This window comes from Lysinibacillus sp. NPDC094177 (genome assembly GCF_050279145.1).
In the GTDB taxonomy this organism is placed as follows: domain Bacteria; phylum Bacillota; class Bacilli; order Bacillales_A; family Planococcaceae; genus Lysinibacillus.
Genome location: NZ_JBNNTW010000002.1, coordinates 381,176 through 401,553 on the forward strand (window position 1 = coordinate 381,176; position 20,378 = coordinate 401,553).

Consider the following 20,378-nt stretch of genomic DNA (forward strand, 5'->3'; position numbering starts at 1 on the left):
TGAAAACAAAAATGAGTAGTGATTTGTTAGATGCGCTAAATGCGCTAGAAGAACAAAAAGGAATTTCAAGAGATGTGTTAATTGAAGCAATAGAAGCGGCATTAGTTACAGCTTACAAACGCAACTTCAATCAAGCACAAAATGTTCGTGTTGACTTAAATTTAGATAAGGGCTCTATTCGTGTTTTTTCACGTAAAGATGTTGTTGAAGAAGTAGAGGACGATCGTTTACAAATCTCTTTAGAAGATGCCAAGGCTATCAACCCTGCATATCAACTGGATGATGTGGTTGAGCAGGAAGTGACGCCTCGAAACTTTGGTCGTATTGCTGCACAGACAGCGAAACAAGTTGTTACACAACGTGTACGCGAAGCAGAACGCGGTATAATTTACGAACAATATGTGGACCGTGAAGATGATATCGTAACGGGTGTAGTTGAGCGTCTAGATGCTCGCAATATTTATGTAGGTCTAGGAAAAGTAGAGGCTGCATTACCACAAAACGAACAAATTCAAGGTGAAACGTATCGTCCACATGATCGCATCAAGGTCTATATTACAAAGGTTGAACGTACAACACGCGGACCGCAAGTTATTGTTTCACGTACACATCCGGGTTTATTACGCCGCTTATTTGAAATGGAAGTACCTGAAATTTATGAAGGTATTGTAGAAATTAAATCAATTGCTCGTGAAGCAGGAGATCGTTCTAAGATCTCTGTTCATGCACATAACGAAGAGGTAGATCCAGTAGGTTCATGTGTAGGGGCAAAAGGTGCTCGTGTGCAAACAATTGTAAATGAATTAAACGGCGAAAAAATCGATATCGTTGAATGGTCAGAAGATCCAGTCGTATTTGTAGCAAATGCTCTTAGCCCATCAAAAGTTTTAGATGTTCAAGTAAATGAAGAAGAAAAATCTACTACGGTTGTTGTTCCAGACTATCAATTATCACTGGCAATTGGTAAACGTGGTCAAAATGCACGTTTAGCTGCCAAGCTAACTGGCTGGAAAATTGATATTAAGAGTGAAACAGATGCTCGTGAGTTAGGTATTTATCCATCTGCTACAAGCACTTTCATACCTGCTGAGGATGAAGAAAGTGATTTTGATGATGTGGCAGTTGACTTATATCAAGACGACGAAGAATAAGTAAGAAAGCCCGTGTGACTAGTTAGCTGCCATTATTCAGTGGGCGTTGGGCTGCGCCAACTGAATAATGGCAGAGCCTACAATGGAAAATTCTGTGGATTTAATGTAAATCCGAGTTTATGCCAATGTAGCGCATGCTAGTCCACCTCTTACGACAAGCTTCAGAGAGGAAAGGTGATTCTTATGGCTATTAATAAAAAGGTACCTCTTCGAAAATGTGTAGCTACTGGAGAAATGCTACCAAAGAAAGAAATGATTCGTGTCGTTCGTTCGAAAGAGGGCGAGGTAAGTGTTGATATCTCCGGGAAAAAGCCCGGACGTGGTGCCTATGTCTCTAAATCGGAGAAGGCGATTGAAATCGCCCGTAAGAAAAATGTTTTAGGGCACCAACTTGATGTAAAAATCCCTGAAGAAATCTACGAGGAACTTATTTTGTTGATTCGTAGGGAGTCTATTATATGATCAATCAAGCAGTGCATAATTTGCTTGGAATAGCGGCAAGAGCCCGTAAAGTGATTTCAGGAGAAGAGTTAGTAGTAAAGGAAGTCCGCAATGGTAATGCTAAGCTAGTACTGCTTGCAAACGATGCTTCTAAAAACTCTAGCAAAAAAATTCAAGATAAATGCACGTATTACAACGTTGAGTATCATGTAATTGGTGATCGTTATGATCTAGGACATGCTACAGGTAAGGAGGCCCGAGTGGCTTTAGCTATTACCGATAAAGGTTTTGCAAGCAAATTGTCTAGTCTACTCAACGAAAAATAATCGGGGGTGAGCAGATGACCAAAATCAGAGTTCATGAATATGCGAAACAAGTGAATAAAACGAGTAAAGAGGTTATTGAAGCACTAAATAAATTAAATTTGAGTGTAACAAACCATATGTCTATGTTAGAAAAAGACATTGTGGCAAAGTTAAACCAAACATTTAAAGCAGTGAAGAAACCTACTCAAAACGTATCGCAAAAACCACAATCTAATGGCCAACAAAAACCACAGCAATCGGTGAAACAGCAAGAAGGGCAAAAGCAACAATCTGCTACTTCTAAGCCTAAAACAAATAATCAGCAACAAACGCATCAAAACTCAAATTCGTCTAACGAAAAATCTAAGAATACAAAAGGTAATCAAAATCGAAATATGACAAATAATAATAATAACAATAATAATAATAATAATAATCGTAGAGGTGGAGGCGGGTACAACCAACGTCCAAAACCAGGAATTCATGGCGGGAAACGTCGCCATCCAAAAACACACCAACCAAGTCTACCAGTGAAACAAAAGGAATTACCAGAAAAAATTACTTTTGTTGAATCACTTTCTGTAGCGGAATTAGCAAAAAAATTACACCGTGAGCCATCAGAAATTATCAAAAAATTATTTATGCTTGGTGTAATGGCAACAATTAACCAAGAATTAGATAAGGATGCAATTGAACTAATTTGCGCAGACTATGGTGTAGAAGTTGAAGAAGAAATTCGTGTAGATATTACGGATTTAGAAACACACTTCGAACAAACAGAAGAAGTTAACGAGGCGGACTTATCAGAACGTCCACCTGTAGTGACAATTATGGGGCACGTTGACCATGGTAAAACTACATTATTAGATTCTATTCGCAATACAAAAGTTACGGCTGGAGAGGCTGGAGGTATTACTCAGCATATCGGTGCATATCAAGTAACTGAAGGCGACAAAAAAATTACGTTCCTAGATACTCCAGGACACGCTGCGTTTACAACTATGCGTGCGCGTGGTGCGAAAGTAACGGATTTAACGATTTTAGTAGTAGCTGCTGATGATGGTGTTATGCCACAAACAGTAGAAGCGATTAACCACGCGAAAGCAGCAGAAGTACCAATTATCGTTGCAGTCAATAAAATGGATAAACCTTCAGCTAATCCAGACCGTGTGATGCAAGAATTAACAGAGCATGGCCTAGTTCCTGAAGCTTGGGGCGGCGAGACTATTTTCGTACCAATTTCTGCGTTAAAAGGTGAAGGCATTGACACATTATTAGAAATGATTCTTCTTGTCGCTGAAGTTGGAGAATTGAAAGCAAACCCTGACCGTTTAGCACTGGGTACAGTAATTGAAGCACAGCTAGATAAAGGTCGAGGCTCTGTAGCAACTCTTTTAGTACAAGATGGAACATTAAAAGTTGGGGACCCAATTGTTGTTGGCCATACTTACGGACGTGTACGTGCTATGGTGAACGATAAAGGACGTCGCGTGAAAGAAGCTGGACCATCAACGCCAGTAGAAATCACAGGTTTAAATGAAGTACCACAAGCTGGTGACCGTTTCGTTGTCTTTGAAGATGAAAAAACAGCACGCCAAGTTGGTGAAACTCGTGCAATGTCAGCGATTCAAGCACAACGTTCAGAAAAACAACGCGTAACTCTTGATAACTTATTCGAACAAATGAGTCAAGGAGAAATGAAAGAGCTAAACTTAATTGTTAAAGCTGACGTTCAAGGTACTGTAGAAGCTATGGCTGCATCATTAATGAAAATTGATGTTGAAGGCGTAAACGTGAAAATTATTCACACTGGCGCTGGGGCGATTACAGAATCAGATATTTCTCTTGCTGCGGCTTCAAATGCAATTGTTATTGGTTTCAATGTTCGTCCAGATGTCAATGCAAAACGTGCAGCAGAAGAAGAGGGCGTAGATATTCGTCTACACCGTATTATCTATAAAGTAATCGAGGAAATTGAACAAGCAATGAAAGGTATGCTTGATCCAGAATTCGTCGAGAAAATTATTGGTCAAGCAGAAGTTCGACAAACAATTAAAGTATCAAAAGTTGGTACTATTGCTGGTTCATACGTAACAGAAGGTAAAGTAACTCGTGATTCTGGCGTACGTATAATCCGTGAAAACGTAGTAATTTTTGAAGGTGAATTAGATACACTAAAACGTTTCAAAGATGAAGTAAAAGAAGTTGCAAAAGGTTACGAATGTGGTATTACAATTACAAACTTCAACGATATTAAAGAAGGCGACATTATTGAAGCCTATATTATGGAAGAAGTTAAACGTGCATAATGATTGTTTATGCAGAGGTTGAATTCATGATTCAAACTGCCCATTCGTTGAAGGAAAAACGTGCTGTACTACAGCGTATGCTTACACGCACTAAGCAAAAATTTAATGTATCCATTGCGGAAATTGATCATCAAAATGTATGGCAGCGTACGAAATTGGCGCTTGTTGCTGTTTCTTCTTCAAAAGAAGCAGCCGAGCGTGAAATTAATCACGCGCTTCACTACTTACAGTCAAATCCATCTTGGGAACAGCTAAATGTGTGGCGAGACTATTTATAAGTAACATTAGAAGTTGTGTTGTATGATTTAGCCATACCTTGCATGTAAATATAAGTGCAAGTGAGGACACAACTTTCTGTACATCGAAATTGAGGTGACAAACTATGTCTCTACGCTCAAACCGTGTCGCTGAGCAAATGAAAAAAGAACTTGGTGATATTATTGGACGTAAAATAAAAGATCCGCGTGTTGGTTTTGTTACTGTTACTGGTGTTGAGGTAACAGGTGATTTACAGCAAGCGACAATTTATATTACAACTCTAGGCAATGAACGTGAAAAAGAGGAAACACTAAAAGCTTTATTAAAGGCTTCTGGTTTCATTCGCTCAGAAATCGGTTCACGAATCCGTTTACGTCGTACACCAGAATTAATCTTTGAATTTGATTCATCGATTGAATATGGGAACCGTATTGATTCATTGCTACGTGGTTTACACGAAGAATAAGCTTAACTAAAAAAGTCTGCCATATGCATGTTCATGCAGGCAGACTTTTTACATTCATAGGAAACGCAACAGAAGATTATGTAAATCTATCAAAATGTCTTTTGTAACGTAAGTGCAACGGTCATGCAAGCCTAAGCACAAAGCTGATTCCGGACGCAATTATGCCGAGGCAAAATTGGTTATGATGCTAAAAATGAATTGATTTTAGGAGGAAATTTATGAACGGTATTTTACCGCTTTGGAAGGAACGTGGCATGACAAGTCATGATTGCGTCTTTAAATTACGAAAAATTTTACGTACCAAAAAAGTTGGGCATACAGGGACACTTGATCCAGGTGTTGAGGGGGTTCTTCCCATTTGTATTGGTCAAGCAACACGCATCGCAGAATATTTAACCGATGCAGGAAAAACCTATGAAGCTGTTATTTCGATTGGCCGTACAACGACAACTGAGGACGCAGAAGGAGAAACGGTTGAGCAAGATAGTACAAATAAAAAGTTCACACGTACTCAATTGCAAGAAGTTTTAGCCTCGTTAACAGGTGTTATTCAGCAAACGCCACCGATGTTTTCAGCTGTCAAAGTAAATGGTAAACGTCTCTATGAATATGCTCGAAAAGGCGAATTTGTCGAAAGACCTACACGTCAAGTTACTATTTATGCATTAGAGCTACTAGATGATGTAGAAATATATGAAGGACAAGAAATTACATTCCCTGTACGTATAGCATGTAGTAAAGGGACGTATATTCGAACACTAGCTGTGCAAATCGGAGCGGCACTTGGCTATCCTGCGCATATGAAAGAGCTCGTACGCACAGCTTCAGGTACATTTACACAAGAAAATTGCTTTACGTTGGCACAAGTTGCTGAGCTGATGGAAGCTGAACAAATTGATACATGCATTTTACCAGTTGAGTATGCACTAACAGATTATCCATATATTGAGATAACTTCTGCTAATGAAAAAGAAATTTTCAATGGACAAGTGCTTCCCGCAGATGCATTATTAAAGATACATGATAAAATTGTTTTTGGAATCAGTGGGAAAGCAATTGCGGTCTATCATGCCCATCCTACAAAGGAAGGGTTTATGAAGCCACATAAGATGTTTCCGACGATAGAGTAGGAGGATTTTTTGTATGGAGGTCATTCATTTAAAATACCCACACCAACTACAGCAACGAGAAAGCATGCAGCCGTATTCATTAGCACTTGGCTTTTTTGATGGTGTACATAGAGGGCATCAGGCGGTTATTAAGGCAGCGAAGGAAGAAGGAGACAAGCGTCAAATTCCAACAGCTGTTATGACATTCGATCCACATCCTTCATTAGTGCTTGGCGGACGTAACGAAAAGGTATTTTATATAACGTTATTACAGCAAAAATTGCAGCTTTTTGAAGAACAGGGTGTTGATACAGCATTTGTTGTACATTTCACATCTGATTTTGCAAAGCTTTCACCGGATGCATTTATTGATACATTTATTCGTGAGTTGAACATTCAGCATGTTACAGCTGGCTTTGATTATTCTTTTGGTGCATTTGGTAAAGGTACAATGGAAGATATGCGTGCATTGAGTAATGGAGATTACGGTGTAACGGTTGTTGAAAAGAAAACCGACGATATCGAAAAAATTAGCTCTACACGTATCCGTAAGCTTTTGCAAGAGGGAGATATGGAAGAAGCAAGACTCCTTCTAGGACGACCATTTGAAATTACTGGTATCGTTGTACATGGTGATAAACGAGGACGTACAATAGGTTTCCCAACTGCAAATGTCCAAGCGTTAGAGGGTACTTATATCCCCGCGAGCGGTGTGTATGCGGTTCGATTACTTGTTCAAAATAACTGGTATGATGGAGTTTGTAATGTAGGTTATAAACCAACATTTAAAGATCCAAATGACAAGCAATTATCCATCGAAGTCCATATACTAAACTTCGAAAAAAATATCTACGGTGAAGAAGTGCATGTCGCTTGGTATAAACGTATAAGAAGTGAACGAAAATTCGATGGTATTGAAGCATTGAAAGCACAAATCGAAAAGGATAAACAAGAAGCAATTGAATATTTTAAAATGTTTCAACAGTAAATCTCAAATGAAGCAATGTTAAATTCAGATAAAGTAAAGTTTTGTGGCAACGACTGAGTGAGCAACATTATGTTGTTGCTGACGTTACGCTTTTCCACAGACATAGGTTGATTGGAGTGGAGGCTGGGCGATTCCTTGGGAATCAGCGTCACAGATAAGACCCTGGAGCGCTATAGAGGAACGAAGGCTAAGAGCATCACGTCCTGTGATAACGCCTTCGTGACAAACATCCTGTTGCCCCATCGGTCGCTCCCCAGTCGGAACGGAATCAACCCCAAGTTTTAGTGATGAGCCTAAATCTGCTTTAACCTATGAATAGGCACTTACGTTAACGCTTGCTTGAGCTTTTGATTTATGGTAACATTCATAAGTGCATAATATGCTTAACCTTAGCTCGGTATATCGATGACTCCAACGTTTACTGTGCTAATGGGGATTAACAATTATTTAGGAGGTCCATACAAATGGCTATTTCAAAAGAACGTAAAAACGAAATTATTGCTGAGTACCGTACTCACGAAAGTGACACTGGTTCTCCAGAAGTACAAGTTGCAGTATTAACAGAGGAAATTAACGCTCTAAATGCTCACTTACGTACACACAAAAAAGATTTCCACTCTGAGCGTGGTCTTCTTAAAATGGTAGGTCGTCGTCGTCACTTATTAAAATATCTTCGTGAAACTGACGTACAACGTTACCGTGAACTAATCACTCGTTTAGGCTTACGTCGCTAATTGTCAATCGAAAAGCGGGATTAATCCCGCTTTTTCTTTATGTTTATAAACATTAAAGAAGACAGTAAGCTTTACTGTTGAGAAAACAAGCATTTAATAGTTCTATTATTAATTCAAGTTAAAAAACACTGTTTCAATAAAATACAGAAATAAATCCTAAATAAATTGGCAATAACTGAATTTAAATGTATTATTATTTCATGAAATATTTAGCATAGAACAAGCATTTTTGGTACACTTACTATTAGTACATACAGACGAAGTAAGTGTTTTTATAATAGAGAGGGGTTCATTGAATGAACGAAAAGAAAGTCTATTCCTATGAATGGGCTGGCCGTCAACTTGTAATTGAAGTTGGACAGTTAGCAAAACAAGCAAATGGAGCCGTATTAGTACGCTATGGTGATACTTCTGTGCTCTCAACAGCAACAATGTCAAAATCACCGAAACCACTTGATTTCTTCCCATTAACAGTAAACTATGAAGAACGTTTATATGCAGCAGGTAAAATTCCTGGTGGCTTTATTAAACGTGAAGGACGTCCATCTGAAAAAGCAATACTAGCAAGCCGCTTAATTGACCGTCCAATTCGTCCGATGTTCCCAGACGGGTTCCGTAATGAAGTACAAGTGATTTCGATGGTTATGTCTAACGATCCGGATTGCACGTCTGAAATGGCTGCAATGGTTGGTTCTTCATTAGCGTTAGCTATTTCGGATATTCCATTCGACGGACCGATTGCAGGTGTACAAGTTGGCTATATTGACGGTGAATTTATCGTGAACCCAACAGTCGAACAATCCAAACAATCAACAATCCATTTATCTGTAGCAGGTAACAAAGATGCTATCAACATGGTTGAAGCAGGTGCTCTAGAAGTGCCTGAAGAAGTAATGCTAGAAGCCATTATGTTCGGTCATGAAGAAATCAAAAAAATTATTGCTTTCCAAGAGCAAATTGTTGCAGAAGTAGGGAAAGAAAAATTACCAGTAACATTATTTGAAATTGATGAAGCGATTCAAGCAGATATAAAAGCAGCTTGTGAGTCAGACATGCATGATGCCATTCAAACTGCAGAAAAACATGCACGTGATGAGGCTATTCAAGCGGTAAAAGACCGTGTTATTGCTTCTTATGAAGAGCAAGAAGCGGATGAAGTAACAATGAAGCAAGTTTATACAATTCTAGATAAAATGGTTAAAGACGAAGTACGTCGTCAGATTACAGAAGATAAAGTTCGTCCAGATGGTCGTAAATTAGACGAAATCCGTCCACTTTCTTCTGAAACAGGCTTATTACAACGTACTCACGGTTCAGCATTATTTACGCGTGGACAAACACAAGCCCTTTCTATTTGTACATTAGGTGCACTTGGTGATGTACAAATTATCGACGGTTTAGGTGTAGAAGAATCAAAACGTTTTATGCATCACTATAACTTCCCGCAATTCTCTGTAGGGGAAACAGGCCCAATTCGTGGACCAGGTCGTCGTGAAATCGGTCATGGTGCACTAGGAGAGCGTGCTCTTGACGCGGTTATTCCGGATGAATCTGTATTCCCATATACAATCCGTTGTGTATCGGAAGTACTTGAATCAAACGGTTCTACATCTCAAGCTTCTATCTGTGCTTCAACGTTAGCGATGATGGATGCTGGTGTTCCATTAAAGGCACCTGTAGCAGGTATTGCAATGGGTCTTATTAAAAAAGGCGAACATTACTCTATTTTAACTGATATTCAAGGTATGGAAGACCACCTTGGAGATATGGACTTTAAAGTTGCAGGTACAGCTAAAGGTGTAACAGCACTACAAATGGACATTAAAATTGATGGTTTATCACGCAATATTTTAGAAGAAGCATTAACACAAGCTAAAATTGGCCGTATGCACATTTTAGAATCAATGCTTGCTACTCTTGCAGAACCACGTGAAAAATTATCTGCATTTGCACCGAAAATTGTAATCGTGAAAATTAATCCTGATAAAATTCGCGATGTTATCGGACCAGGCGGTAAACAAATTAACAAAATTATTGAAGAAACTGGCGTAAAAATTGATACTGAGCAAGATGGTACAATTTACATCTCTTCTGCAGATGAAGAAATGAATGCTCGTGCAAAACAAATTATCGAAGACATCGTACGTGAAGCAAAAGTTGGCGAGTATTACTTATCAACAGTTAAACGTATTGAAAAATTCGGTGCGTTCTGTGAAATATTCCCAGGTAAAGATGGCTTACTTCACATCTCTGAAATTCAAGAGGAACGTACAAAACAAGTTGAAGATGTATTAAAACTTGGCGATCAATTACTTGTAAAAGTTATTGAAATTGACAAGCAAGGTCGTGTGAATTTATCTCGTAAAGTAGTGATCCAAGAGGAAAAAGAACGCGCTGAGCAAGATAAATAATAAATTGTAGAAAAGGCTGCGTATAATGCGCAGCCTTTTTTAAATCAAATATAAGGAATCTAGTTCTATAGTATTTGTGGAATATCCATCTTTGTTGTAGAACCAGAGAAAAAATTGGGGGAGATTTTTTGGTACAAGTACATACATGTCAGAATGGTGTGCGTATTGTGTCTGAGCAAATCGATCATGTAAGATCGGTTGCGCTAGGCATTTTTGTTAATGCAGGATCTCGTTATGAGTTACCTGAGGAAAATGGCATTACTCATTTTATAGAACATATGCTTTTTAAAGGGACAAAAACTCGAACAGCTCGCCAAATTGCTGAAGAATTTGACCGAATTGGTGGAGAGTTAAATGCCTTTACATCTAAGGAAAACACTTGTTATTATGCAAAGGTTTTAGACCATCATGCTGAGCTTGCAGTCACAATATTAGCAGATATGTTCTTTAATTCTACGTTTGCAAAAGAAGAATTAGAGAAAGAAAGACAAGTTGTACTAGAGGAAATATTAATGAGTGAAGACGCACCTGATGACGATGTTCATGAAAAGCTATGGGGAGTCATGTATCCAAACGATGCACTTGGTCGCCCAATACTAGGAACTGCGGCTACTTTAAAAACATTTACAGCAGATATGATACGTAACTATATGGCTAAACATTATGGTCCAGAATCAGTTGTTATTTCAATAGCGGGAAATATTTCTGCAAAGCTCATGCAAACAATTGAAGACTTATTTGGCCAATATCAGCCATCTCCACTTGCAGTTGAGCCTGTGCTTTCGAAACCTCATTTTTATCCAGGAGAGATTTCAAAAACTCGCGATACAGAGCAAGCGCATTTAGCCATGTCTTATCCAGCAATTGGTGTAAAGGATCCGGATATGTATAGCTTTATTGCACTTAATAATATTATTGGTGGTAATATGAGCTCTCGTTTGTTCCAAGAAGTACGCGAAGAACGTGGTTTAGCATATTCAATATTTTCTTACCAATCTTGTTATGCTGATGTTGGAGCATTTACGATTTATGGTAGTACAAGTCGTCAGCAATTATCACAGCTTCAACATACAATTGATGCGACATTACTTGATATCGTAGCAGGTGGCGTGACAGAGGAAGAACTTATAAATGCGAAGGAACAGCTTAAGGGTAGTTTTGTACTCGGTCTAGAAGGGACAGGCGCTCGTATGAATCGCAACGGTACAAGTGAGTTAGTGCATCGTAAACATCGTTCAGTTGATGAAGTATTAGCGTCAATCGATGCAGTATCAATGGAATCCATCGATCGCTTAATAGCAAAAATCATGAAAGCTGAGCCAGCCATTTCAATTATCGGCCCAGAAGCTTAAAAAAGGTTGCCCTAAATAGGGAGGGCACTGAAAAAGTCCATATCTTCTCACATTGCGAGGTATTCAACGATTAAATCGTTGAATACCTCGCTTTTTTCATTTGGCACTGTGACTCTACTGTTGTTTTCCGAAGCATTACGCTCGCTTTCCGCGGGCGAGCGCCGAGCCTCCTCCTTCGCTTCGTGCGGGGTCTCGTCTGTCTCGCTTTCCCGCAGGAGTCGAGCGATGCTTCTCCAAACAACGCAATGTATCATACTATTATTTTAGTCACGCTTTCCTTTATAATAAAAGAATTAATGTGCAGGTGGTGCCCCCGATGATTTCAATTCAAGAAACCCTTAATTTAAGTCCATATATGGCGATTTACGATATTGTTGTGCCAAAAGATAATATGCTTCGCCAAATCAATGAACTTGGAAAAAACAAGAGAATTTCCCCGCTCGTTTTATCGAAATTTAACTTCTTTCATCATTTATCCCCCACCTCTATAGGTGTGAGATAAATGCTCAGCTAGTGTCCGAACATCCGCTGAAAGAAGTTAAAGCCTCCGGCGGATGTCACGGAATCGGAAAGGAGTGCTTTGTGCGAGCACAAAGCTGATTCCAGACGCAATTATGCCGAGGTATAATTGATTAGGACACCTTAATCTCATTGACATAATACTTTCCCTATTCAAATGACCTCTCTTGCTATATACAAAGAACGGACCATTTTTGCACCATTATTCTTTGTAAAAGTAAATCCTGCATTGTCTCCGTCCCTACTAGAATTCTTTACGTTGATATATTGCGATTGAAATGAGAGAGGACAGCCATAAGATTAAAAGTCCGGCAAAAGGAGCAAAAAACATATACTGTTTTAAGTTAGATAATGTTAATGTGATATCTGGTAAATACTCTTTTAGAAGATTAAATAAGATACTAGGTATGAAGCAAATAGCAATAAGAAACATTCTGCCCTTTATAGAACCAAATTTAATGTAGATCGGTAATAATAGTGCTAGCATACAAAAGGCTAATGTCACAAGGAGATTAAATGTTAGAAAAAACTCTGCTGATGCCCAGGTATTCGTAAAACGATGAATGATAAATACAATCGGTAGTGCGAGGATAAGCCCAAAAAGCATAAGAAGGACACTAAGTACATATTTACTAAGTATTATGTCCCCTTTTGAAATGGGCAAAGTATTTGCATATTTATCCCAGTCGCTTTGTTCATCATAAGTAAGAGCAGTTATAGCTTGAAAGGTCACGATAAATATAATAAGTGTAAAGAGTATTAAACTTTGTTGCATAAAAATTGATATAAATAGGAAGAAAATCAACAGGAATGCCTGTGCTTTTATTTGACGTTGAATCGACATTAAATCTTTTAAGATGAGACCTGCCATAATCAAACACTACCTTTCACATAAAATAGCATAATATCCTCTATAGAAGGCTTCTCAACGGGAAATACCTCATTTACTTCATTTTTTAGAACTAAGGCTTCTATACCAAAGGCTCCATTACGTTTTCTTATAATGGCATGTTCTGGTATTGCACTTACTTCCTCTTTATTGCCTTTAAATATTCCGTACTCATAGAGCAGCACGTCTTTACCTTCACTAAATAAAATTTCCCCATTATGAATGAATGTTATATAGTCAGCTATCTTTTCTAAATCACTTGTTATATGAGAAGAAAATAGAATGCTATGTGTTTCATCATGCATAAACGTTAAAAATAAATCAAGAATTTCATCACGTATAATCGGATCTAGTCCACTCGTTGGTTCGTCTAAAATTAACAGCTTTGGATGATGCGACATGGCTAATGCAATGGACAGCTTCATCCTCATTCCTCGGGATAACTCTTTAACCTTCTTCCTCTCCGGAACTTTAAATTGTGCTAATCGCTCAAAATAATAGCCTGAGTCCCATGTTTTAAAAACTTTTTTCATAATTTTGTCGAGTTGCGTCGCATTAAGTGTTTCAGGCACATGTAAATCGTCAAAAACCACACCGATGTCGTTTTTTATCGATAATTCATGTTCGACAACATCCTTACCAAATAGCAAAATTTCGCCATATTCTTTTTTGAGTAAATTAAGTATGCATTTAATTGTAGTAGACTTCCCAGCACCGTTTTCTCCTACAAAACCCATGACAGTGCCTTGAGGTACTGAAAAACTTACATCATTAAGAGAAAACCCTTCAAAGCTTTTCTGTAAATCATGAACTTCAATAGCATTCATTTAGTTGTCCTCCTCCAAAATTAATGAAAGTAACTCCTGTAAATCCTCTTTTGTCATTCTCGCAGTTTTGGCCGTTTTCACTGCTTTTTGCATATGTTCTTCAACTTGACGCAATAATTCCTCGCGTAGAAAATCTTGATTTCGTTCTGTAACAAAGCTTCCTTTCCCAGCTACCGTTTCAATAAATCCATCCCTCTCTAAATCAGCATAAGCACGTTTTGTTGTCATAACGCTAATTTTTAAATCCTTTGCAAGTGCACGAATAGATGGTAGTGCGTCGCCTGCCTGTAACTTATTGGCTAGTATCGCTTCCTTAAGCTGTACGGTTATTTGCTCATAAATGGGTTTATCACTGGCGTTGCTTAAATGGATATGCATAAATTTCTCACCTCGCACAACTGTATATATACACTATATACGGTTGGGTTGTTAAATGCAATATTTTCATACTTTGGGTAAGGGTCACGAATTGCAAAAACTCGGCATATATTGGGGTAACGGTTCAAGGAGGGAGATGAGGCATGCTACTATCAGAGATGGTGGATAAAGAGTTAATTCAAGTTGAGGGTGGCGTACATTTTGGTATATTGGCACATACGGAATGTCTATTAGATGTGCAAACAGGAAAGATTCATGGTTTTGAGATTGTTAAAGATAAATTGCCATTCCAAAAAAAGAAAGTGAAAGTTAGTGAAATGATACCTTGGCATGAAATTATACTAATTGGTGAAGATCGGATTTTATTTAACAAAACAACTACGGTACAGTCAGAATTTTTACAGTGAGGTGAGCTTTTGGAAAATGAAAAATGGCTTGTTATCGGTGAGGATCTAAGGTTAAAGGAATTAGCTACTATGCTAAGAAGCCCATCGAGAACAGTATTTTATAAAAGAACATCTGTTTGGAATGAAGAGTTAAATAAGCTTGTATTGGAATTCCAACCAAATAGAATTATTCTTCCTATTCTTCCACTAAAAATTGAAGTGGAACAGCTTTATGGGATATCTCAAGTTAAGTTTTATACAGGGCGTTTGACTATGCATTGGAAGCAATTGCTTGAGAGAAATGAAACGAATTGCTATTTACAACAAGAATCTTTCATTTGGCAAAACGCGAGATTAACAGCGGAGGGATTTATCGCCACGTTTTACGGACTCGAGCAAAAATGTATTTACGGACAAAACTTTACTATCGCAGGTTTTGGACGCACAGCCAAAATGCTCGCATCTTTACTCGTCAAGATGGGCGCTAATGTCCATATAGTAGCGCGTTCGGTTGTACAAGTGAGTGAAGCAAAGGCATATGGTTATAAAGCAACGAATTTAGATGATCGCCAATGGTCAATTAATGATGGGATTTTTATCAATACGATTCCAGCTAAATGGATTACAGAATCATTCCAAGAGCATGTCCCAGCAGTACTTTATGATTTGGCTTCAGAACCTGGCTGTTTAGATATAGACGCTGAACAATTACAAACATATGTGCTATTACCATCATTACCTGGGAAATACTTTGCACATGATGCAGCTACAATATTGTGCAAGGCAATAGAGGAGGAAGAAAATTGCTAACGGGGAAACGAATTGGTTTAGGTATTACAGCCTCCCACTGTACGTATGAGGATGTAGTACCTAAAATTCAAAACTTTATAGATGCAGGAGCAACAGTTATTCCAATAATTACGCACTCCGTTTTACATGCGGCTACGCGTTTTGGTACGGGGGAGGAGTGGATTGCAAAAATAGAGGAATTAACAGGAGAAAAGGTTATTTCTTCTATTAAAGAGGCAGAACCATTCGGACCATCCAATCCACTGGATGCGATGGTAATAGCACCGATGACAGGTAATAGTATAAGTAAATTTGCTAATGCAGCAACCGATAGTCCGGTATTAATGGCTGCTAAGGCAACATTACGTAACGGTTCACCTGTTGTCTTAGGCATATCAACAAATGATGCTCTTGGCTTAAATGGTATGAATATTATGAGGTTGCTTAATGCTAAAAACATTTATTTTATTCCATTTGGGCAGGACTCACCACATTCAAAGCCAAATTCTTTGATTGCTGATTTCGATCAAATGGTCGCAACTGTTCATGAAGCAATTACTGAGAAAAAGCAATTACAACCGCTGTTAGTACAATATTTTAAATAATTCATGAATTACACACAATTTTCAGTATTTTTATGATACAATAGCACACATTATGGAACTTGTATTCAAGGAGAGATGACAGATGACAAAGCAGTTAACAGTTGCGGTTGTTGGAGCAACAGGAGCAGTTGGCACAAAAATGATGGAGCAACTAATTAAGCGGAATTTTCCAATCGGAGATATTAAGTTTTTAGCTTCTGCACGTTCAGCAGGAAAACCAATCGAATTTAATGGTAAAACATATACAATTGAAGAAGCGACACCTGAAGCTTTTGAAGGCGTCAATGTCGCTTTATTCTCAGCGGGTGGTTCGGTATCAGCGGTGCTGGCGCCAGAAGCGGCAAAACGCGGTGCAGTAGTTATCGATAATACGAGCCATTTCCGCATGGATCCAGACGTACCGCTAGTTGTTCCTGAAGTAAATCGTGGCGATCTTGCTAAGCATAAAGGGATCATTGCGAATCCAAACTGCTCTACGATTCAAATGATGGCTGCACTTGAACCTATTCGTAACGCATTTGGCTTAACTAAAATTATTGTATCAACATACCAAGCCGTTTCAGGTGCAGGTATTTCTGCTATTCAGGAATTAAAGGCACAAAGTGTAAACTGGGATGCAGGTAAGGATGTAGAAGCAAATATATTACCTTCTGGTAGCGACAAACGTCATTACCCAATCGCACGTAATGTCATTCCACAAATTGATAAATTTACAGACAATGGCTTTACATACGAAGAAATGAAAATGATTAATGAAACGAAAAAAATCATGCATGCACCAGAGCTAAACGTAGCGGCAACTTGTGTTCGCGTGCCAGTCGTTTCAGGACACTCTGAATCTGTTTATATTGAAGTAAAAAAAGATGCAACGGTACAAGAGATTTTTGAAGTATTACGCAGTGCACCAGGTGTAGTATTACAAGATGATATCGCAACACAAACTTACCCAATGCCTATCTATGCAGAAGGGGAAGATGCTACTTATGTAGGACGTATCCGTCAAGATTTAGACAATAAAAAAGGATTCCACCTATGGATCGTTTCTGACAATCTTTTAAAAGGCGCTGCATTAAACTCTATTCAAATTGCAGAAGCAATGCTGGAGGATAACTTACTATAAGAGGGGTGTAAGGATGAATTTAGGTCGAATTGGAACGGCAATGATTACGCCGTTCAAAGAAGATGGCACGATTAATTATCCAGAACTAGAACGTATTATTAATCATTTGATTGATAATGGTACAGATTGTATTGTCGCATGTGGCACAACCTCTGAAAACCCAACTATGTCCACAGAAGAAAAAATTGAAGTTGTACGCTTTACAGTAGAAAAAGTAGCAGGTCGTGTACCCGTAATTGCAGGTACTGGGGATAACGAAACTGCTTACTCTATTGCAATGACGCACAAGGCTGAAGAAAATGGTGCAGATGGTATCATGCTTGTAGCACCGTATTATAATAAGCCAAATCAACGCGGTATTTTTGCGCACTTTGAAACAATTGCTAAAGAAACAAGTTTACCTGTCATGCTTTATAATGTGCCAGGACGTACAGGTGTCAATGTTGCCTATGAAACTTCCGTCGCTTTAAGTAAAATTCCTAATATTGCATGGATTAAAGAAGCGAGCGGCAATTTAGATCAAATGGGCGATGTTATTGAGAATGTTGATTCAGAAGATAATTTCTTAGTATATAGTGGGGATGATGGTTTAACACTTCCACTACTAGCAATCGGCGGAGCAGGTGTTATTTCTGTGGCTGCCCATGTTGTTGGTAATGATATGCAATTAATGATTAAAGCGTTTGAAGAAGGAAATCACGAGCTAGCGGCCAAAATTCACCGAGCATTATTACCACTTGTACGTGCGCTGTTCGCTCAGCCAAATCCATCGCCTGTAAAATACGCGATGACCAAATTAGGCTTTGATACACTTAATGTTCGTCTGCCAATGATGGAAATGACAGATGAAGAAAAAGCAAACTTTGACCGAATTTGGGATACGTATCAAGAAAAAGCGAGAAGCTTTAGAAAAATAAGTACCTTTAGTTAAATCCTCAGACCGTAAACAAACGTGAGAAATTTTAGTTTGTTTACGGTCTTTTTTCTTTTGTAAGAAATATAGAAGAATAAGACCGTTGCCCTGGAAGGAGGCCCCCTCGGGTAGGAAAAAAGCTGATCAGGTAAGGCGGAAATCCGCTCAGGCGCTAGAACAACCTTACAGAGAATGGATTACAAAAGGCGATATATCCAATCCCAAAAAGCTACGTCGCTTAATAAAAGACAAAAATTAGACCTTTTACAATGCCACATACTCAACCTTCTTTCCATCTATTAGTAATAAAATTAGAAATAAATTTCTGTTTCCATCATGAAAGATGTATTTTTAATTTGTGCAAAAGCTTTGCAAACCGTATAATAAATCTTAAGTGGTTGCTGTTCGGGATATTTTTTAGGAGGAAACAAATTGACGAAAAAGAAAAATGAATTAATTCGCATCATCCCACTTGGTGGCGTGGGCGAAATTGGAAAAGCAATGTACGTAGTAGAAATTGACGATGAGCTATTTGTGGTGGATAGTGGATTAATGTTCCCAGAAGATGAAATGCTGGGCATTGATATTGTAATTCCAGATATTGCGTATTTAGAAGAAAATAAAGATCGTGTAAAAGGGATTTTCTTAACACATGGTCATGAAGATGCAATTGGCTCGATAGCCTATGTATTACAAAAAGTGAAAGCACCAGTGTACGGATCAAAATTAACAATTGCACTTGCAAAGGAACATTTAAAGGAATTGCCTGCACCACATCAGGTGAAATTCTTTGAGGTTACGAACCGTAGTCGTATGAATTTCAACTCAACGTATGTGACATTCTTCCATACAACACATAGTATTCCCGATTCGTTAGGGGTAGTGTTCCATACATCTGAAGGAGCAATTGTTCATACGGGTGAGTTTAAATTCGATCAATCAGCGACAGGAAAATTTAAACCTGATTTAGCAAAGATGGCTCAGCTAGGGGAAGAAGGCGTATTTATGCTGTTATCTGAGTCGTGTGAAGCTGAGCGACCAGGTTATACGACATCTGAGATTGTGATTGAAGAGCAATTATCAAAAACATTCCATTCAGCACCAGGTCGTATTTTAGTTGCTGTATATGCATCGAATTTTATTCGTATTCAACAAGTATTTTCACAAGCTCAAAAGTCATTCCGTAAAGTAGTCATTGTAGGAAAACCTTTAGAAAAAGCTGTGGATTTAGGTGTACAGCTAGGTTACTTAACAGTAGATGAAGATTCAATCATCCCTATTTCAGAAATGCAAAAGTATCAAGATGATGAGATTATTATTATTACTACAGGTAATAAAGGGGAGCCACTTGATGCGTTAGAAAAAATCGTCCGCAAACATCACCGAGACATTAAAATTAAGAAAAACGACACAGTATTAATTACTTTTACACCGTCTCCTGGTATGGAAGTGCAGATGGCTAATACGATGAACTCTATCGCAAAAGCGGGAGCTGAGATTCTAACATCTAGCAAAAATGTACATGTGTCGGGTCACGGTAGCCAAGAGGACTTAAAGTTAATGCTAAACTTAATGCAACCAAAGTACTTTATCCCAGTGCAAGGTGAGTACCGCATGCTTATTGCTCACTCTAAACTTGCTCAACAGCTAGGTATGCAAAAATCACAAATTTTTATCGCCGATAAAGGGGATATTGTAGAATATAAAAATGGTAAAATGCGAATGAGTGGCCGTGTACAAGCTGGTAATGTATTAATAGACGGCATTGGTGTTGGCGATGTAGGTAACATAGTACTTCGCGATCGTAAGCTATTATCGCAAGATGGTATTTTCATTGTTGTCGTAACATTAAACCGTGCTCAAAAGAAAATTGCATCTGGTCCAGAAATTTTATCGCGTGGTTTCGTATATGTACGCGAATCAGAAGAATTAATGGTGGAAGCTTCTGATATTGCAAAAAATGTTATTGAAAAATACGTTGGTAAAGATACATTTGAATGGACAAATATTAAACAAGAAATTCGAGATACACTGAATACTTATTTATTCCAAAAAACGAAGCGCCGCCCAATGATTATCCCAATCATTATGGAATATTAAAAACGAAAGAACATCGTTGAATGAAAAAGGATTTTCTAACCGAATGTAAACGGTGGAAAATCCTTTTTTAGCTCAATCCAGAAAGTTAGAGATGACACTTATTGTGATATACGCCGTGTGTAGGCTCATCACCAAAAGTTGTGGATGTCATTTGGTAAAACATATGCCATGTATAATAAGTTGATTGGAGTGGAGGCTGGACGCCCCCAGGAAAGCGCCCAGTCGGAACGGAAATCAACCCCACGTTTTGGTGAGGAGTCTTTTTTTGAAATAATCAAGTTCTACATGTTATTATTCGCTACATATAAAGAATGGATTACAAAAGAAG

21 protein-coding genes are annotated in these 20,378 nt (G+C 38.3%); 18 read left to right on the forward strand and 3 right to left on the reverse strand.

Going from position 1 to position 20,378, the window contains the following annotated elements; genetic code table 11:
* Window positions 1-11: 11 nt before the first annotated feature.
* The 12 genes from nusA (at window position 12) to ACQKNC_RS05410 (ending at window position 12,026) form a co-directional block, all read left to right on the forward strand.
* Window positions 12-1,151, forward strand: a complete 1,140-nt coding sequence (gene nusA / locus ACQKNC_RS05355) for a transcription termination factor NusA (protein ID WP_427423824.1) — start codon at window positions 12-14, stop codon at window positions 1,149-1,151.
* A 183-nt stretch (window positions 1,152-1,334) separates the two neighbouring features.
* Entirely contained in the window at window positions 1,335-1,613 is a 279-nt protein-coding gene (gene rnpM / locus ACQKNC_RS05360) for an RNase P modulator RnpM (RefSeq protein WP_427423825.1), read from the forward strand.
* Entirely contained in the window at window positions 1,610-1,918 is a 309-nt protein-coding gene (locus tag ACQKNC_RS05365) for a YlxQ family RNA-binding protein (protein WP_053483263.1), read from the forward strand. The genes rnpM and ACQKNC_RS05365 overlap by 4 nt, the downstream gene beginning before the upstream one ends.
* Window positions 1,919-1,932: 14 nt before the next feature.
* Window positions 1,933-4,206, forward strand: coding sequence for a translation initiation factor IF-2 (infB, locus tag ACQKNC_RS05370; protein ID WP_427423826.1), 2,274 nt, complete (start codon window positions 1,933-1,935; stop codon window positions 4,204-4,206).
* A complete protein-coding gene (locus ACQKNC_RS05375; protein ID WP_249073091.1) occupies window positions 4,206-4,484 on the forward strand; it encodes a DUF503 domain-containing protein in 279 nt (92 codons plus the stop codon). The genes infB and ACQKNC_RS05375 overlap by 1 nt, the downstream gene beginning before the upstream one ends.
* A 104-nt stretch (window positions 4,485-4,588) precedes the next feature.
* Entirely contained in the window at window positions 4,589-4,930 is a 342-nt protein-coding gene (gene rbfA / locus ACQKNC_RS05380; protein WP_100543905.1) for a 30S ribosome-binding factor RbfA, read from the forward strand.
* Between the two features lie 218 nt (window positions 4,931-5,148).
* Complete coding sequence (gene truB / locus ACQKNC_RS05385) at window positions 5,149-6,060, forward strand: tRNA pseudouridine(55) synthase TruB (protein ID WP_427423827.1); 912 nt, start codon at window positions 5,149-5,151, stop codon at window positions 6,058-6,060.
* 13 nt (window positions 6,061-6,073) lie between these two features.
* The gene (gene ribF, locus ACQKNC_RS05390; RefSeq protein ID WP_427423828.1) at window positions 6,074-7,027 is read left to right on the forward strand and encodes a riboflavin biosynthesis protein RibF; all 954 of its coding nucleotides are present in this window, start codon (window positions 6,074-6,076) and stop codon (window positions 7,025-7,027) included.
* Window positions 7,028-7,491: 464 nt separating this feature from the next.
* Window positions 7,492-7,761, forward strand: a complete 270-nt coding sequence (rpsO, locus tag ACQKNC_RS05395) for a 30S ribosomal protein S15 (protein ID WP_053483257.1) — start codon at window positions 7,492-7,494, stop codon at window positions 7,759-7,761.
* 296 nt (window positions 7,762-8,057) lie between these two features.
* Complete coding sequence (gene pnp / locus ACQKNC_RS05400) at window positions 8,058-10,172, forward strand: polyribonucleotide nucleotidyltransferase (protein ID WP_427423829.1); 2,115 nt, start codon at window positions 8,058-8,060, stop codon at window positions 10,170-10,172.
* A gap of 128 nt (window positions 10,173-10,300) precedes the next feature.
* On the forward strand, window positions 10,301-11,524 hold the full coding sequence (locus tag ACQKNC_RS05405; RefSeq protein ID WP_427423830.1) for a M16 family metallopeptidase: 1,224 nt from the start codon (window positions 10,301-10,303) through the stop codon (window positions 11,522-11,524).
* A gap of 316 nt (window positions 11,525-11,840) precedes the next feature.
* Window positions 11,841-12,026, forward strand: a complete 186-nt coding sequence (locus ACQKNC_RS05410) for a hypothetical protein (protein WP_427423936.1) — start codon at window positions 11,841-11,843, stop codon at window positions 12,024-12,026.
* Window positions 12,027-12,287: 261 nt separating this feature from the next.
* On the opposite strand, the gene ACQKNC_RS05415 is transcribed toward ACQKNC_RS05410, so the two are convergent.
* Genes ACQKNC_RS05415 through ACQKNC_RS05425 form a run of 3 tightly spaced genes read right to left on the reverse strand, consistent with a single transcriptional unit; the run spans window position 12,288 to window position 14,137 of the window.
* The gene (locus ACQKNC_RS05415; protein WP_427423831.1) at window positions 12,288-12,914 is read right to left on the reverse strand and encodes an ABC-2 transporter permease; all 627 of its coding nucleotides are present in this window, start codon (window positions 12,912-12,914) and stop codon (window positions 12,288-12,290) included.
* A gap of 2 nt (window positions 12,915-12,916) precedes the next feature.
* Window positions 12,917-13,759, reverse strand: coding sequence for an ABC transporter ATP-binding protein (locus ACQKNC_RS05420; RefSeq protein ID WP_427423832.1), 843 nt, complete (start codon window positions 13,757-13,759; stop codon window positions 12,917-12,919).
* A complete protein-coding gene (locus ACQKNC_RS05425; protein ID WP_427423833.1) occupies window positions 13,760-14,137 on the reverse strand; it encodes a GntR family transcriptional regulator in 378 nt (125 codons plus the stop codon).
* A gap of 143 nt (window positions 14,138-14,280) precedes the next feature.
* Here ACQKNC_RS05425 and ACQKNC_RS05430 point away from each other — a divergent pair, with 143 nt between their 5' ends.
* From ACQKNC_RS05430 to ACQKNC_RS05455, 6 genes are all read left to right on the forward strand, one after another.
* Window positions 14,281-14,544: a sporulation protein, YlmC/YmxH family gene (locus ACQKNC_RS05430; RefSeq protein WP_053594254.1), complete on the forward strand. Its 264-nt coding sequence runs from the start codon at window positions 14,281-14,283 to the stop codon at window positions 14,542-14,544.
* A 9-nt stretch (window positions 14,545-14,553) separates the two neighbouring features.
* A complete protein-coding gene (locus ACQKNC_RS05435) occupies window positions 14,554-15,333 on the forward strand; it encodes an NAD(P)-dependent oxidoreductase (protein ID WP_427423834.1) in 780 nt (259 codons plus the stop codon).
* Window positions 15,327-15,917, forward strand: coding sequence for a dipicolinate synthase subunit B (locus ACQKNC_RS05440; protein ID WP_427423835.1), 591 nt, complete (start codon window positions 15,327-15,329; stop codon window positions 15,915-15,917). The genes ACQKNC_RS05435 and ACQKNC_RS05440 overlap by 7 nt, the downstream gene beginning before the upstream one ends.
* An 82-nt stretch (window positions 15,918-15,999) precedes the next feature.
* A complete protein-coding gene (locus tag ACQKNC_RS05445) occupies window positions 16,000-17,037 on the forward strand; it encodes an aspartate-semialdehyde dehydrogenase (protein WP_427423836.1) in 1,038 nt (345 codons plus the stop codon).
* A gap of 13 nt (window positions 17,038-17,050) precedes the next feature.
* A complete protein-coding gene (gene dapA, locus ACQKNC_RS05450; RefSeq protein WP_427423837.1) occupies window positions 17,051-17,968 on the forward strand; it encodes a 4-hydroxy-tetrahydrodipicolinate synthase in 918 nt (305 codons plus the stop codon).
* Window positions 17,969-18,382: 414 nt separating this feature from the next.
* Complete coding sequence (locus tag ACQKNC_RS05455; RefSeq protein WP_427423838.1) at window positions 18,383-20,050, forward strand: ribonuclease J; 1,668 nt, start codon at window positions 18,383-18,385, stop codon at window positions 20,048-20,050.
* Window positions 20,051-20,378 lie beyond the last annotated feature (328 nt).